The organism is Methanobrevibacter sp. (assembly GCF_045636185.1).
Classification (GTDB): Archaea; Methanobacteriota; Methanobacteria; order Methanobacteriales; family Methanobacteriaceae; genus Methanocatella.
The window spans coordinates 1-15,237 of the sequence record NZ_JAZTXC010000109.1; the positions used below are offsets into that span (position 1 = coordinate 1).

At 31.7% G+C, this 15,237-nt stretch carries 17 protein-coding genes; 9 read left to right on the forward strand and 8 right to left on the reverse strand.

Annotated elements, in window-relative coordinates; genetic code table 11:
* Window positions 1-675 (reverse strand): carbamoyl-phosphate synthase domain-containing protein (locus tag ACKI3Q_RS06095; protein ID WP_407415272.1); only part of this gene is annotated, 675 nt, incomplete at its 3' end.
* A gap of 185 nt (window positions 676-860) precedes the next feature.
* A complete protein-coding gene (nadC, locus tag ACKI3Q_RS06100) occupies window positions 861-1,685 on the reverse strand; it encodes a carboxylating nicotinate-nucleotide diphosphorylase (protein WP_407415274.1) in 825 nt (274 codons plus the stop codon).
* A 73-nt stretch (window positions 1,686-1,758) separates the two neighbouring features.
* On the opposite strand from nadC, the gene rnz reads away from it, so the two are divergent.
* From rnz to nadA, 3 genes are read left to right on the forward strand one after another with little or no spacing between them, the layout of a single operon-like run.
* On the forward strand, window positions 1,759-2,664 hold the full coding sequence (gene rnz, locus ACKI3Q_RS06105) for a ribonuclease Z (RefSeq protein WP_407415276.1): 906 nt from the start codon (window positions 1,759-1,761) through the stop codon (window positions 2,662-2,664).
* A gap of 1 nt (window position 2,665) precedes the next feature.
* The gene (locus ACKI3Q_RS06110) at window positions 2,666-3,394 is read left to right on the forward strand and encodes a mechanosensitive ion channel family protein (protein WP_407415278.1); all 729 of its coding nucleotides are present in this window, start codon (window positions 2,666-2,668) and stop codon (window positions 3,392-3,394) included.
* Window positions 3,395-3,402: 8 nt separating this feature from the next.
* Window positions 3,403-4,317: a quinolinate synthase NadA gene (gene nadA, locus ACKI3Q_RS06115; RefSeq protein ID WP_407415280.1), complete on the forward strand. Its 915-nt coding sequence runs from the start codon at window positions 3,403-3,405 to the stop codon at window positions 4,315-4,317.
* 31 nt (window positions 4,318-4,348) lie between these two features.
* Here nadA and ACKI3Q_RS06120 read toward each other — a convergent pair whose 3' ends face one another.
* The 3 genes from ACKI3Q_RS06120 to ACKI3Q_RS06130 form a co-directional block, all read right to left on the reverse strand.
* Window positions 4,349-5,332, reverse strand: coding sequence for an alpha/beta fold hydrolase (locus ACKI3Q_RS06120; protein ID WP_407415282.1), 984 nt, complete (start codon window positions 5,330-5,332; stop codon window positions 4,349-4,351).
* Window positions 5,333-5,470: 138 nt separating this feature from the next.
* Window positions 5,471-5,743: a DUF5750 family protein gene (locus tag ACKI3Q_RS06125; RefSeq protein ID WP_407415284.1), complete on the reverse strand. Its 273-nt coding sequence runs from the start codon at window positions 5,741-5,743 to the stop codon at window positions 5,471-5,473.
* Window position 5,744: 1 nt separating this feature from the next.
* Window positions 5,745-6,734 (reverse strand): alpha/beta fold hydrolase, encoded by a 990-nt coding sequence (locus ACKI3Q_RS06130; RefSeq protein ID WP_407415286.1) that lies wholly within the window; start codon window positions 6,732-6,734, stop codon window positions 5,745-5,747.
* A 78-nt stretch (window positions 6,735-6,812) separates the two neighbouring features.
* Between ACKI3Q_RS06130 and nucS the strand changes: the two genes are divergently transcribed.
* The gene (gene nucS / locus ACKI3Q_RS06135) at window positions 6,813-7,595 is read left to right on the forward strand and encodes an endonuclease NucS (protein WP_407415288.1); all 783 of its coding nucleotides are present in this window, start codon (window positions 6,813-6,815) and stop codon (window positions 7,593-7,595) included.
* Here nucS and ACKI3Q_RS06140 read toward each other — a convergent pair.
* On the reverse strand, window positions 7,592-8,074 hold the full coding sequence (locus tag ACKI3Q_RS06140; protein ID WP_407415290.1) for a hypothetical protein: 483 nt from the start codon (window positions 8,072-8,074) through the stop codon (window positions 7,592-7,594). The two genes, nucS and ACKI3Q_RS06140, sit on opposite strands and share 4 nt — an antisense overlap.
* An 83-nt stretch (window positions 8,075-8,157) precedes the next feature.
* Here ACKI3Q_RS06140 and ACKI3Q_RS06145 point away from each other — a divergent pair, with 83 nt between their 5' ends.
* On the forward strand, window positions 8,158-8,850 hold the full coding sequence (locus tag ACKI3Q_RS06145; protein WP_407415291.1) for a zinc ribbon domain-containing protein: 693 nt from the start codon (window positions 8,158-8,160) through the stop codon (window positions 8,848-8,850).
* Window positions 8,851-8,896: 46 nt separating this feature from the next.
* The gene (locus ACKI3Q_RS06150) at window positions 8,897-9,724 is read left to right on the forward strand and encodes a carbon-nitrogen hydrolase family protein (protein ID WP_407415293.1); all 828 of its coding nucleotides are present in this window, start codon (window positions 8,897-8,899) and stop codon (window positions 9,722-9,724) included.
* Here ACKI3Q_RS06150 and ACKI3Q_RS06155 read toward each other — a convergent pair whose 3' ends face one another.
* Window positions 9,725-10,576: a HEAT repeat domain-containing protein gene (locus tag ACKI3Q_RS06155; protein ID WP_407415295.1), complete on the reverse strand. Its 852-nt coding sequence runs from the start codon at window positions 10,574-10,576 to the stop codon at window positions 9,725-9,727. It abuts the gene before it with no gap.
* 80 nt (window positions 10,577-10,656) lie between these two features.
* Between ACKI3Q_RS06155 and ACKI3Q_RS06160 the strand changes: the two genes are divergently transcribed.
* From ACKI3Q_RS06160 to ACKI3Q_RS06170, 3 genes are all read left to right on the forward strand, one after another.
* Window positions 10,657-13,254 carry an ATP-dependent helicase gene (locus tag ACKI3Q_RS06160; RefSeq protein ID WP_407415297.1) on the forward strand — a complete coding sequence of 866 codons (2,598 nt, stop codon included), beginning with the start codon at window positions 10,657-10,659 and terminating at the stop codon, window positions 13,252-13,254.
* Between the two features lie 66 nt (window positions 13,255-13,320).
* The gene (locus ACKI3Q_RS06165; protein ID WP_407415299.1) at window positions 13,321-13,698 is read left to right on the forward strand and encodes a DUF5518 domain-containing protein; all 378 of its coding nucleotides are present in this window, start codon (window positions 13,321-13,323) and stop codon (window positions 13,696-13,698) included.
* 3 nt (window positions 13,699-13,701) lie between these two features.
* Window positions 13,702-14,121, forward strand: coding sequence for a hypothetical protein (locus ACKI3Q_RS06170; protein WP_407415301.1), 420 nt, complete (start codon window positions 13,702-13,704; stop codon window positions 14,119-14,121).
* 1 nt (window position 14,122) lies between these two features.
* On the opposite strand, the gene ACKI3Q_RS06175 is transcribed toward ACKI3Q_RS06170, so the two are convergent.
* Window positions 14,123-15,214 (reverse strand): formate--phosphoribosylaminoimidazolecarboxamide ligase, encoded by a 1,092-nt coding sequence (locus ACKI3Q_RS06175; protein ID WP_407415303.1) that lies wholly within the window; start codon window positions 15,212-15,214, stop codon window positions 14,123-14,125.
* Between the last annotated feature and the right edge of the window lie 23 nt (window positions 15,215-15,237).

Here is a 15,237-nt window from a genome sequence, read left to right on the forward strand (position 1 = left end):
CGGACCGGAAGTAATCATCAATCCAGAAGGAGAGTAATCTAAAACGGTTTTATAATCAGTGTCATATGTGAATAAAATAACACCAATATCTCTTTCTAAAAATGAGTTAATAATATTTCTTTTAACACCACAATCAATTAACGCTACTTTTTTATCAGCATCTTCATTGAAAACTTTAATTTCTTTTGTTGAAACCAAAGGTACAACATCTTTATCTTCAATGCTTGGTTGTGATTTAGCCATTTCAACTAATTTGTCATCATCAATATCTTCAGTTGTAATAGCTGCTTTAAGAGATCCTCTTTCACGAATCTTTAAAGTTAAATCCCTTGTATCAATTCCACTGATACCTGGAGTTTTAAATTCTTTTAAGAATTCATCTAAAGTTTTTTGAGGTCCGAAGTTAGACAATTCACGACAAACTTCACGACAAACAAAACCTTCAACCTGAATTTTATCAGATTGATACCATTTTTCACTTACCCCATGATTACCCTCTAAAGGGTAAGTGGACATTAATATTTCTCCTTTAAAAGACGGATCAGTTAAAGATTCAGTATAACCACCCATACCTGTTGAGAAAACGAGTTCGCCCAATTTAGTAGCTTCATAACCAAATCCTTCTCCTTTAATAACAGTTCCATCTTCCAATGCCAATTTAGCTATTTTTACCATTGAATCACCATTTATAACAAAACATAAAATTATTATATGTATATTAATATCTTTTACAATATTATTAAAAGTTTGTTTTTCTGTGGATTTGAAAAAAAGGAAAAAAATAAAAAAAAGATTAGCAGATATTTTAGAAAAAAACTAGAAGAATGAAAAATGAATTTAATTAAAAAACAATGATTAATCTATCTTTTAACTTTCAAACTAAAATCCAAGCTTCTTGAAGAATGGGTTAAACCCCCAATTGAGATAATATCAACGCCCAAATCAACATAATCCATAATATTTTCAGAATTAATTCCACCTGAAATTTCAATTAAGGAATTTTGACGAATATTTCTTTTTTCAAGTTCGGCTAAAACCTCCTTAACCTTTGAAGCATCCATATTATCCAGCATCACGATATCAGCTTTATTTTCAACACACAATACTGCATCTTCAAGTGTTTCCACTTCTATTTCTATTTTTTTAGAAAAGCTTACATTTTTTTGTGCTTTTTTAAGAGCTTCAAGAGGAGATCCGACGACTGAAATATGATTATCCTTAATTAGAACCATATCATCCAAACTAAATCTGTGAGTATCAGCCCCACCAATTTGTAAAGCCAATTTATCAAATTTACCGATAGCAGGTTGAGTTTTACGGGTGCCCGCAATTATAACTTTTCCGTCAACCAATTTTACATAATCATTTGCTGCAGTGGCCACACCGCTCATCCTCATTAATAAATTAAGAGCAGTTCTCTCAACCAGCAATACATCTCGGGCATTGCCTTGAAGGGACATCAATAAATCCCCTTTTTTTATTTCATTTCCATCATTTAAATGGAATAAAACCTTAATATCCTTTGATTCAAATAATTCTTTAGCTACATTGATACCTGCTAAAATACCTTCATCTTTAGAAATAATATATGCACATACTTCTTCATTTTTATCAATAACACTATTTGAGGTTATATCACCAAATCCCTCATCTTCTTCAAGCATATATTCTAGTATTTTATTCACAAAATCACCTAAAAATTTAATATATCATATAGAATATATATTTTAATACAATATAAAAATAAGTGATTAGATTATGGAAATTACATTTTTAGGAACCTCATCTGCAGTTCATTCAAGTTCAAGAAGCCATCCTGCAATTGTATTAAAAGCATTTGGTGAAACTATATTATTTGATTGTGGTGAAGGAACACAAAGACAACTAATATATGGGAAAATAAGCCCTATGAAAATCTCAAAGATTTTTATTACGCATTATCATGGAGATCATATATTGGGCATTCCCGGACTTTTACAGTCAATGAATTTTAGAGGCCGTGAAACCGAATTAACCATATATGGACCAAAAGGCCTAGATAATTTGCGCAATGCAATATCCAACTTGGGTTCCAACTTGGGTTTTCCTAATTTTGATTTCCCACTGGAATGGGTTGAAATTGATAGCGGAACAATTATTGAAAATGAAGAATATATAATTAAAGCTCAGAGAGTTAAACATAATACATTAGCTTTAGCCTATTCTGTTGAAGAGATTAAAAAACCAAGATTTTTACGTGAAAAAGCCATTGAATTGGGAGTTCCAGTAGGTCCCGATTTTGGAAAGCTTCATAAAGGAATACCTGTTGAAGTTAACGGCAAAACCATAAATCCGGAACAAGTTTTAGGACCTCCCCGAAAGGGTCATAAAATAACATATTCCGGAGACACTATGCCCTGTGAAGAAATGATTGAATTTGCACGAGATTCAAGTATTTTAATTCATGAAGCGACATATAAAGCTGAAGACAAAGATAAAGCAGAATCACATGGTCATTCAACTTCAAAAGATGCTGCAGAAATTGCACTTTATTCCAACTCAGAAAAATTAATATTGACCCACATCAGTACCAGATACACTGATGTCAGTGATTTACTGGCCCAAGCACGAGAAATTTTTGAAAATACTGAACTTGCTGAAGATTTAATGAAAAAGGAGATATAAAATGGAAATTCCTCATAATATGATTTGGACATTAGCTACTATACTAGCCATTATTATCATAACAACATTGGCGGGCAGATTAATCACAAAAGGATTAAATCGCATGGAACGCTTCAAAGAGAATATTCCTGGAATATATCTTATTCGAGACATTATTGTATTCATTATTTATTTTATAGCATTAGTGAGCATATTTGAATTATTTGGAATTAATTTATATGGTACACTATTGAGTTTGGGTATTGTTGGTATTGCAGTGAGCCTTGCTGCAAAAGATTTGATTTCCAATTTATTATCTGGAATAACATTGATACTGGGCAGAAGTATCAAAGTTGGAGACACAATTCAAATGAATAGAAGAAAGGGAGTGATTAAATCAATAAATTTAAGAACAACGACCATTATAGATGACACCGGCATTCAAAGCATCATTCCCAATTCAACATTAACAAATAATTTATTTACATTATTTAAACCTCCTGAAAAATACCGTATTGACATTTTGGCAGGTTTACCACTCAATATTGATCTTGATGAATTTAATTCATACATTTTAGAAAAAATAAACCAATTAGATGGTGTCTTAGATACACCTAAGGCAAGAATTTATGCAAAGAACATAACTTTTGAAGAAACAAATGTTAAAATATCATTTTGGATAAAAGACATAAATAATAAAGATGATTATAAATTAATTATTACTAACGAGGTAAGAAAATTTACTAAATAGGTGAAAATATGAGTTCTCTACATGATGAAATAAAGCAGCTGAAAGAAGAAAAAAATGCAATAATTCTTGCACATAATTACCAGCCAAAAGAAATACAGGAAATTGCTGATTTTTTAGGTGATTCATTAGAATTATGTATAAAAGCATCTGAAATCGATGATAAGGATTTAGTGGTATTTTGTGGTGTGGATTTTATGGCGGAAACTGCATATATTTTAAATCCGGACAAAAAAATTGTTATTCCAGATATAAATGCAGAATGTCCAATGGCTCATATGTTACCTGAAGAAGAATTATTAAAATCAAAAGAAGAACATCCTGATGCAGGAGTAATACTTTATGTAAATAGTATTGCTGAGGCAAAACAGCATGCCGACACATTATGTACTTCTGCAAATGCAGTTAAAGTGACTGAAAGTTTAAATCAAGATAAAATATTATTCGGGCCAGACAACAATTTAGCAGCACATGTACAAGAAAGAACCGATAAGGAAATCATTCCAACACCTAAAGGAGGACATTGCTATGTCCATAAATTATTCCATATTGAAGACGTGGAACTTAAAAGAAAAGAATATCCAAATGCAATCATCATCTGCCATCCGGAATGTAATCAAAATGTTCAGGAAGCATGTGATGAAGTATTATCAACCGGAGGAATGTTGAGATTTATAGCCGAAAGTGATCATGACGAATTTGTAATCGGTACCGAAATTGACATGATTACAAGAATAAATGCAGAAATCCCCGGCAAAAAATTATATCCTTTACTTGAGGGAGCAATCTGTGAAACAATGAAGCTTCACACTTTAGAAAAAGTAAGGGATTCACTTAAAAATGAATCTCCAGAAGTTAAAGTACCTGATGAAGTTGCAAGCAAATCTTTAAAAGCTGTTGAACATATGCTTGAAGCTTCAAAATAGCTAGATTGAAATCTAGCTAAAATTCATTTTTTTAAACAGACTCTAAAAATTTTCTAATCTCATCTATCACTTTAATAAGTTCATTTTTATTGTCTGAATCTCTAATCAAATTAAAAGATAAATACTGTGAACCTTCAACGGATTCATGTAAAGGAATAGCATCAAATTTTGGAATATAATAATTAGTACTATTAAATGAAATAATCAGCAATTTGCATTTTATTTTATCTAATTCTGATTCCAAGTTAAATGATATAATAAAATCATTACAAAATTTGATATCATAAATGTCTAAAAATAAAATATCATCAGCGAATCTTTCTATAGACATGTCAATCTCATCATTAGACAATTCATTTAAATAATCACTTGAAAAACTCATTAGATAATGAATTTGTGAAATAAGAATTAACATTCTTGAAATTGATTCATCATACATATTCTGTGAATATTCTGAACATTGATCTATAATACGATTAGCCAGATTTGAAAAGACATATTTATATCCCTGGGATTTAAAAGAACTGTCCAAAAGAACTACACTTTCCATATATTCAGGATAATATATGGAAAAACCTAAAGCAGTAAATCCACCCATGGAATGACCGATTATTCCTTTTAATTTTTTAATATTTGGAAATTTTTCACTAAGCAATTGTCTTTGAAAATTCACTAAATCCTCAATTCCATAATTTGGAAAATCCTTGTTTAATCCTGAAGTTGAAGGAGAGCAAGACTGGGGAAAGCCAAGAGAAGTTATTGAAATTATAAAATAATCTTCTTTTATTACATTAATTTCTTCCCTAAAACCGCTAACATTAGAAATGGATGAGTAATCCTCCATGAAATTATGGCAAAATAAAATAGCATTTATAATATTGCCTTCTTCATCATATTTTGGGGTTCCAACAACACCATAATCCACTTTGGCATTTTTTATAATATAACCGTTTTTAAACTCAAATTCATCAAAAAAGTGTTGTTCATTTTTTAAATAATATATCTCATTATCCATAAAATCAATCCCCTGGAATTGATATATAATACAAATCTAATTTTTATATTATATAATAATAATCATAAAAAAAATAAAGACATACAATTTAAACATACAAATAGTGGAAAAATAATCAAAGAAATATGTGAAATTCGTTCACATATCTTCCAAAAAACTAGAAAGAAAAACATTCATTTCAATCTCTTCACGTGATATGAAATCTTCTAATCTAATTTTAGCCACATCACTTTGGAAAGGGAAAAAATCTTCAAAATAAACTCTAATCTTTAAAATATCATCATCAATAGATGTTTCTTCATCCAAGTTATTATTTAAAAAATCCATTTGATTCTGCATCAGCTGTGAAACTTCATAGTCAACATATGGAATTTCGGCATTTTCATCAAAATTAGTTATCTTAACTATCATTTTATTCCCCAAATTTGCCCATAAATTTACTTAATTCATCAGAAATATTTTCAAGCTCATTAAAACATAAATGTCCCAATTCTGAATCCATTATAACCAATTTAGAGTCTTTAATCATCTTAGACATTGGAATGGCATCAAGTTCAGGAGGAAAATGTGGATCCTGATAACATGCAATGATAAAAACCTTGGAAGTTATTTTATTCAAATCCTTTTCGACATCATAATTCATACAAGCTTCATTACAGTATTTTACGTCATAAATATCTAGAAATAGACTTTCATCACCAAATTCATCAAAATTAAGAGACAATTCTTCCTTTGGCATTTCTCTTAACGCTTCTTTAGAAAGACCAAAATTGAATTCAGCAAGACTTGCCAATCTTAATGTTCTTTTTAGAGAATCATTATCAATTCCCTTTTCATAACTTTCATCAGAAGTTATTATTTCATTGACAAATTTTGATAGAATATAATCATGCCCTGCAACTTTAAAACTACTTACACCAGGCATTATAAAGTCTGCAAAATCAGGATATAAAATAGCTGACGTTAAAGCTACAAAACCACCCATAGAATTTCCAATAATACCTAAAACATGATTAATATTGAATTTTTCGGCCAAAAATTGTTTTTGAAAATTCACTACATCCCCTATATTATAACTTGGAAACTTACTTTTTAAATTAGTTGAAGAGGGTGAACATGAACCCGGAGATCCGAGAGCAGACATTGAAATAAAGAAGTATTTATTTTCATCGAATGGTGCATTTTCATATAATAATGGAAATATCTTCTTAACCCCAGAAAAATTACCTAAAGAACCATGACAGTAAATTATCGCATTAGTAATTATATCACCATCATATTTTGGAGTTCCAAATGTCATATATTCTACAGAGACATTATTTAAAATTTTTCCGTTTGAAAATTCAAATGAATCCATCACATAAGTCTGTCTTTTTTCATCAAAGTATTCATCTTCACACATCTTAATTCACCATCAATATATCTAAATTTACTTTTTAAAAACAAAATATTTAAATTAATCTAACCAATGTAAAAAGTAATGAAATATAAAATTCTTGAAAAACCTGAATGTGAAAAAGCATATGAATTAGTTGAAGAGGCTATGCGTAAAAGAGCCACAATAATTCTTTTTGCATGTTGTAAAGTGGAATATGAGGGACGTGCTTTAAGCCAATTAAACTGGGGAGAACGTATAATACTGATTAAACCAGACGGGTCTTTTTTAATACATCAAGATAAAAAAGTGGAACCCGTTAATTGGCAACCGCCAAAATCCAAAACCAGAAGTTATATGAAAGATGACCGCTTAATTCTTGAAAGTCACAGAAGGACACCAAAAGAATTACTGACTGTTGAGGTAAGGCAAATTCAATTCATCAACTATGCAAATGTTGAAGATTTTGAGGAACTTGAACAGGCAGGATACGAAAAGGACATGAGCGACATGATTATGGAAAGACCCCATATTATCGAGGAAGGCTTTACACCAAAAACTAGAGAATATAGTGTCGAACACGGTTTTATAGATATTTTAGGAAAAGATAGTGATGGGAATTTAATGATTTTGGAATTGAAAGCACGTAAAGCCGGCGTGAGTGCTGTAAAGCAAATAAGAAGATATCTGCAGGATCTGGAAAATACAGATAATGATTATCTAAAAGAATGTAAGGCTCAAAAAAAGAGAATCAGGGCAGTATTAGTTGCACCATCACTTATGGAAGATGCCCGAGAAATGATTGAAGAGGAAGGTATTGAATTTGTCAGCGTTGAACCTCCTCGTGAATTAAAAAGAGATAAAAAAGTTACATTGGATGCATTTTAATTTAAAACTGCATCATCAATTCTTTTCATTTCTGCTTCATAGAATTTTTTGGTATGTTCATTAGCTGGAATGGATGTGGTTACATGGCATTCCTTTTCTAATTTATAGATAAGATAAGTTTCATCATCCAAGTCAATTGTGGAATTTTCATCCAACAAATCCAAATTATCCAATTCTTCTATTATTTTATCATATTCTTCCTGTTCCAAACTAATAACGTCATCCAATTCCATTTCTTGAACTTTCGGATTCAATTGCAGTGCAATAGCTACGAAACCATTAACTGTTTTATCCGAAATATCAAATTGAGATTTTCTAATTTCATCCATAGTAAATTTAATATGAGTTATTGTTGGTTTAGTTACCGGAATTTCTTTTGATAAACCAATTTGATTAATTTCATAATTATTTTCCCAAGTACCTAATTTATAAACAGCATAATTAATATCATTAACATCAATTTTATTTTCATCTGACATTTAATACCACCTTAATTATATATTTTAATCACTTACTTTAAATATTATAAGTAATATAGTAAATTTTAATAGGAGGTAAATCTGTGAAAAAATGTCCTGAATGTGGAAATCCTAGTTACGATGGTGCTCCAGTTTGTGGAAATTGTGGATATAAATTTCCCAAACCAAAAGTAAAAGCCCCTATACAAGAAGATATCTTTGAAGACAGACCAATAATTAATAAAAATGAAAATGAAGAAAGTACAATTCAAATCATCAAAGATAATAAAATTGTCATCGGTGCTATTTTACTTATTACCTTAATTGTAATTGGTATAATTGTAGCTACAGGACCATCTGCTAATATAACAAACCAAAACAATACTTCAGCTAAATATTCAGATGCTAAAATTTCATTTACTCCTGCATCCTCTTGGAACGAGATAAATGGAAGCGATGCATCACATACTGGAGCGGTCTTTTTTGAGGGCAGTAATGGTACTGTAATAGAGTATTATAATGTTACTAGTGCATTTTCATCAATATATGAAGTAAATAATGATAGAATAAGTTCTGCTCAAGGAAGTAGCGGTTATATTAATACGATTCAGCCAATGCAAATTGATGGAAAAAATGCATCAAATGTTATTATAGAGAGTACAAATGGTACTTTTACAAGATATGTTTCAATATTATCTAACAATACCCTAAATGTATTCAAAATAACAGGAAAAACAATTGATGACGTCAATTCCAGTGAAATTGAAACTGTATTAAAATCCGCACATGTTGAATAAGTATGATTTAATTTCATACTTTTCAATTAATTTTTAAGTATTAACCATGAATAAATTAAAAATAGCTTTATGTCAAATGAATGTTATTGACAATAAGCAAGAAAACATATTAAAAGCAACTTCAATGATAAATGAAGCTGCAAAACATAATTCTAATTTTATTGTTCTTCCAGAAATGTTCAACTGCCCATATTCCAATGACAAATTTGTCGAATATGCGGAAAACGAAAAATCAAGCCCTACACTAGATTCTATTTCTAAATTATCAAAAAAACATGAAACTTATATCCTCGCAGGATCAATACCTGAAAAAGAGGATTCAAAAATATACAATACCAGTTATCTGTTTGACAAAGAAGGCACGATTATTGCAAAACATCGCAAAATGCATTTATTCGATGTTGATGTGGAAGGCGGAATCTATTTTAAGGAATCCGATACATTAACACCAGGAAATAAATTTAGCGTTTGTGAAACTGATTTTGGAAAGATTGGTATGGGAATATGCTATGATGTTAGATTTCCCCAGTTAGCCCAAATAAATGTTAATAATGGGGCAGACATACTGTTTTATCCAGGAGCATTTAACATGACCACAGGACCTGCCCACTGGGAGCTATTATTTAGATCCCGAGCCCTTGACAATCAGGTATTCTGTGTCGGTGTTGCACCTGCATTGAATAAAGATTCAAGCTATCACAGTTATGGTCATTCGATTGTTGTAAATCCTTGGGGTGAAGTAATCTGCCAGTTAGGTCAAAAAGAAGAATTAAAAACAGTTGAAATTGATTTGGATGAAATAAAAAAAGTAAGGAATGAAATTCCCGTTTTAAAAAATAGAAGAGATGATTTGTATGAATTAATCGAAAAATAATTATTTCATTTTATTCAATCTGTTGACAAACCATTTTTCTTTTCCAGGCTTCTTCTCAGACAATACTTTAATTGCTTTTTCAAGAACTTCAATTTCTTTATCTTCCTGACGCAATTTTCTATATAAAATAGCTAATCTTTTATATGGAGCATCCTTATCGCTTTCAGCCTGAACATATTTTTCATATTCCTTGATTGCTTTTTGAGGATTGGTGGATTCCATTTCCTTAATTGTTTTCATAGGTATTGTATTTGTCACAACTTTACCTTCTGCTTTAGCCTTTTGATTTTTTTCAGCCTTTTTAATTGCCTTGTTACAGGATTTTTTAAAGTCCTTATCTGATTCATCCCTTCTTGCTTTTTTAATTAATGCAATTGATTCATCAGAAGCTAAATCAGCACATGCATGTATGGTTGCTAACCTTACACCCCAATCTTCATCTTCCAAACCTTTAGCAATAGTATCCAATTCATCATTAGCCTGAAGTTCACCTAAAGCACGGATTGAGACTTTTCTAACACCAAAGTCCTCATCACTTACTGCTTCAGCAAATAAAGGAATAGCTTTTTCATTGTGAGTTTCTTTTAAAGCGAATGCTAAAAATCTTTTGTTTTTACCTGTTTCTGATGTGAATTTAGAAACTAATCTGTCAAATGCAACATTTCCCATATTTCCTAAAATTTCTGCTGCTTTAAATCTAACTTGTGCATTATCATCTGTTGTAGCTTCAATTAATGGATCAATAGCCGCTTCATCAGTTACACCAATTAATGATTCAATAGCTTCTTTTCTAACACTTACATCTTCACTTTTAAGATTTTCTATCGCTTCATTCATAGTTAAATTAGGCATTTTTATAACCTCTAATATCAATATATTTATTATTAGATTTCAAAAATATATAATCTTTAAGGCAAAACTAAATTGATAATATGATTCATGAGCAGACAAAAAACTATTCAAAAAAAGCAATTTACAAAATACTGCATCCCTGGGTAAGGGAATGGTTTGACAATAAATTTGATGACTTTACCCCTGCTCAAAAAAGATCCATAATTGAAATTCATAAAAATAAAAATATTTTAGTTTCCTCACCTACAGGCTCAGGTAAAACATTAACTTCTTTTTTATCAATAATAAGTGAACTGACAACACTATCCGAAAAGGGAAAGCTTGAAGATAAGGTTTATTGCATTTACATTTCTCCTTTAAAAGCGCTGGATAACGATATTGAAAAAAACCTGGAAGAACCATTGCAAGAAATAGAAGAAATTGCAGGCAAACCATTAGGCATTAGAAAAGCTGTAAGAACGGGAGACACCACCCAGTATCAAAGGCAAAAAATGCTCAAAGTACCGCCGCATATCCTAATCACAACCCCAGAAACGTTATCCATTCTTCTTGTTGCTCCGAAGTTTAGGGAAAAATTAAGCCATGTTAAATATGTCATTGTTGATGAAATTCATTCACTGGCTGAGAATAAACGTGGAGTTCATTTGAGTTTATCTCTTGAGAGATTGCACCACCTGGTAGGTAATTTTACAAGAATAGGTCTTTCAGCTACTGTTAGTCCTCTTGATGAAGTTGCCCGTTTTTTAGTTGGCTATGAATACGGTATTGAAAGAGACTGTGAAATTGTCAACATTAATTATCTGAAGGATCTGGACATGGAAGTAATGTGTCCGGTAAGTGACATTACCATTGCAGATGAAGAGGATACGCGTTTAGGATTATACAGCATGCTAGATGATTTAATACAGGAAAATAAAACCACATTGATTTTTACCAATACCCGTAGCGGAACTGAAAGATTCGTGTATAATCTTAAAAAAATGTTTCCAATGAACTACAATAGCAAAAATATCATGGCCCACCACTCCTCCTTATCCAAAGAAGTTAGGCTGGAAACTGAGAACAGCTTAAAAGAAGGGAAACTTAAAGCTGTTGTATCATCAACATCTCTGGAATTGGGTATTGATATAGGTTATATTGATTTGGTTGTTCTTATTAATTCACCAAAATCCGTTTCCAGAGCCCTACAAAGAATTGGTCGTAGTGGACATAGACTGCATGAAAAATCAAGGGGAAAAATTATTGTAACAGACAGGGACGATTTAGTGGAATGTTCCATTCTTTTAAAAAATGCCAAGGAAGGAAAAATTGACAGAATCCAAATTCCAAAAAACTGTTTGGACGTATTAGCACAGCACATTTACGGAATGGCCATTGAAAATGTCTGGGATATCGATTATGCCTATGACATTATTCGAAAAAGCTATTGCTATAAAGACCTCACAAGAGACGACTATGAAGATGTTTTAAGTTATATGGCAGGAGAATATCCTCAGCTTGAAGAGAGATATGTTTATGCCAAAATATGGATTGACTATAAGGAGAATACTTTTGGTAAAAGAGGCAAATTAGCCAGAATGCTTTATTCAACAAATATCGGCACTATTCCAGATAGTTCAGGTGTTTTGGTTAAATGTGATGGAGAAACTGTCGGTAGAATTGAAGCGGAATTTATGGAAAGGCTTAAAAAAGGAGATACTTTTGTCTTAGGGGGAGACACATACCGATTTAACTACGGCAAAGGTATGACAATTAATGTTTCACCTTCCAGTGGCCCGCCAACAATTCCTTCATGGTTTTCACAACAGTTGCCATTATCTTTTGATTTGGCAATGGATATTCAACGTTTTAGAGCACACATGGACTCCATGTTTCAATACAGACGAAGTAAAGAGCATATAATGGAATTCATATATGATTATCTTTATGTAGATGATTTTGCTGCAAATTCCATCTATGAATATTTTGTTGAGCAATTCAAGTATGCTCAAATTCCAAGCAATAGAAAATTACTCATCGAATATTATCGCGGTTTTGGTGACAGACGCTTCGTAATATTCCACAGTCTGTTTGGAAGAAAGGTAAATGATGCACTCTCCCGTGCAGTAGCTTACTTGGTAGCAAGAAGATACAATATGAATGTTACAATATCCATATCAGACAATGGATTTTATTTAAGTTCAGACACAAAAATTGGCGGACTTGAATCATTCAGTCAATTAACCCCTGAAAATTTTCGTCCAATACTTACACAATCACTTGATAAAACAGAAACGCTGGCCAGCAGATTCAGGCATTGTGCAGGCCGTTCGTTAATGACACTAAGAAGATATAAAGGAGAATCAAAATCTGTTGGACGCCAGCAGGTTCGTGGAAAAATATTGCTTAAATTTGTTCAGGACATGGATGAAAATTTCTCAATATTAAAAGAAGCAAAAAGAGAAGCCCTTGAAGATTATATGGATGTTGAAAATGCTCAAAAAGTAATAGAATGGATTGCATCAGAAGAAATGGAAATAAAAACAATTAATACCGTTATTCCTACACCATTTGCATTTAATTTAGTATCACAAGGTTATCTTGATGTTTTAAATCAAAACGATAGGGCAGAATTTACAAAAAGAATGCATCTAGCAGTACTTGAACAAATCAAAGATAAGCTATCAGACTTGTATTAAATATCGCAAATCTTTTTAATACCTACATATAAATTAATATTCATTAATTTATTTAAAGGTGAAATAATGACTAACTGGCGTGCAGTAATAATAGGTTTTATACTGGCTGTTTTCGTTAAAGCGTTCTTTGGACACTACGAATTTGTAGGATTATTAATTGTAGGTTTTATTGTGGGTTATATCGCCCATTCAGGAGCCCTTGGAGGAATGTGGAATGCTGCTGTTGCCGGAGCATTTGGTACAATCGTATCGGCCATACTTTTTATAATACTTGTTACAGTAGGAAGCAGTCTAACCGGAATTTTGGGAGGACTTACTGGATTTACAATATCTGGCATAACAAGTTTAATTGATGTGGTAATGGAATTAATTTACTATGCCATAGTTATGGGGATTACTGGAGCATTTGGAGGACTTATTTCATCAAGAAAAGATAGGAGATAGAATATGGATTTAAAAAATGATATTGATTGGAGATCACTTATTATAGGGTCTGCAATAACTGCAGGACTAGCCATTTTTGCATCAAATGGAGGTCAAGATTGGTTAATGCTATTCTCATCAGTAGGTTTGCTATATGTAGGATGGTCAGCCAAAAATATCAAATATGGAACTGTACTTGGTGCAATTGCAGCAACACCTCTAATATATTTAGCATTAGTTACAAAAGCATTTGGAAATGAACCATTTTATTCAACGACCACTGGAATAATAATAGTAATATTAGTTTTCCTTCTTATTGGAGCATTTATAGGATTTGTTGGTGCATGGGCTAAAAGAAGTCGTGAAAAAGCAAAAATAGAATATGAAAAACAGCAAAAAACTGGAAAAAATAAAAATAAAAATAAAAAGAAAAATAATAACTAAATTATGTTATTATTTTTTCTAATTCATCTCTTTCTATACCGTTTTTAATTTCTAAAGCAATTCTTCTACCCATACTCATTGGTTTACCATAGGTCAAGTATGAGTAAGGAGATCCGTCCATAAATGTGTTAGTTCCACCATCAGTTCTAGCACTGATTTCAAAACAAATTACTTCTAAATTATCATTTACTAATGTTTGCATACAGAAAGGACCATTTAATCCAGGTGCAACTAATTTTTTAGCACTTTCAGTTAATTTATCAGCAATGTCAAAGACTTGTGGAAGTAATGATTCACGAATTACAGCAGGGTGGTTACCAGTAACAACATAAGAAGGACTTAAATCAATGTCCAGTTGGTCTTTTGCTGGCATTCTTACAAATCCATCAATACTGGATTCATATCTTGTATCCATACCCATCAATTCAACTTTATCATCAAGTGCTGAATAGAAATAGTGTATACAGTAGTTACAACCGGAAACATATTCTTCAATGTGTGCTGCTTCAACATCAGAATCATCCAACCAGCCACGTGCTTTCATAGCTTCGATTTTTGCATCGAATTCTTCTGTGGAGGATGCTACAAAATATCCTCTTCCTCCTCTTGCTCCAGGGAATTTTACCATTACTGGTCTGTCGATTTGAGATGGGCTGTCATATTTATAAGGAATACGGACATCACCTTCAACAAGCAATGCTCTTTCTTTATCTCTTTCAGCTTCCCATCTTAAAACATCCCTGTTACCGAACATAGGAACATTGAATTTGTCTTCAACATTGTCTAAACCGGCATAAGCTACAAATGAGCCATGTGGGACCACAATTGCATTCATATCTCTTAATTGTTGTTGAACTTCTTCATTAACAATGTCTTTAAATTCATCGACAATGATATATTCATCAGCAACATTAAATCTTTGATAAGGTACTTCTCTTCCTTTTTCACAGACAATAGCTGTTCTAAAGCCTTCTTCTTTAGCACCTTGCAAGATATGCAAAGAAGTGTGGCTTCCAAGGGTAGCGATAGTTATTTCGTCCTTATCATATTTACTTAAAATCTCCAATATGTCTTCTTTTTTTACTTTACCCATAAAATCAATCCTCGAAGATGATG

Coding starts and splice junctions, on each gene's coding strand:
- rnz (WP_407415276.1), top strand. CDS start 1,759: ATGGAAATTACATTTTTAGGAACCTCATCTGCAGTTCATTCAAGTTCA.
- ACKI3Q_RS06110 (WP_407415278.1), top strand. CDS start 2,666: ATGGAAATTCCTCATAATATGATTTGGACATTAGCTACTATACTAGCC.
- nadA (WP_407415280.1), top strand. CDS start 3,403: ATGAGTTCTCTACATGATGAAATAAAGCAGCTGAAAGAAGAAAAAAAT.
- ACKI3Q_RS06120 (WP_407415282.1), bottom strand. CDS start 5,332: ATGGATAATGAGATATATTATTTAAAAAATGAACAACACTTTTTTGAT.
- ACKI3Q_RS06125 (WP_407415284.1), bottom strand. CDS start 5,743: ATGATAGTTAAGATAACTAATTTTGATGAAAATGCCGAAATTCCATAT.
- ACKI3Q_RS06130 (WP_407415286.1), bottom strand. CDS start 6,734: ATGTGTGAAGATGAATACTTTGATGAAAAAAGACAGACTTATGTGATG.
- nucS (WP_407415288.1), top strand. CDS start 6,813: ATGAAATATAAAATTCTTGAAAAACCTGAATGTGAAAAAGCATATGAA.
- ACKI3Q_RS06140 (WP_407415290.1), bottom strand. CDS start 8,074: ATGTCAGATGAAAATAAAATTGATGTTAATGATATTAATTATGCTGTT.
- ACKI3Q_RS06150 (WP_407415293.1), top strand. CDS start 8,897: ATGAATAAATTAAAAATAGCTTTATGTCAAATGAATGTTATTGACAAT.
- ACKI3Q_RS06155 (WP_407415295.1), bottom strand. CDS start 10,576: ATGCCTAATTTAACTATGAATGAAGCGATAGAAAATCTTAAAAGTGAA.
- ACKI3Q_RS06160 (WP_407415297.1), top strand. CDS start 10,657: ATGATTCATGAGCAGACAAAAAACTATTCAAAAAAAGCAATTTACAAA.
- ACKI3Q_RS06165 (WP_407415299.1), top strand. CDS start 13,321: ATGACTAACTGGCGTGCAGTAATAATAGGTTTTATACTGGCTGTTTTC.
- ACKI3Q_RS06170 (WP_407415301.1), top strand. CDS start 13,702: ATGGATTTAAAAAATGATATTGATTGGAGATCACTTATTATAGGGTCT.
- ACKI3Q_RS06175 (WP_407415303.1), bottom strand. CDS start 15,214: ATGGGTAAAGTAAAAAAAGAAGACATATTGGAGATTTTAAGTAAATAT.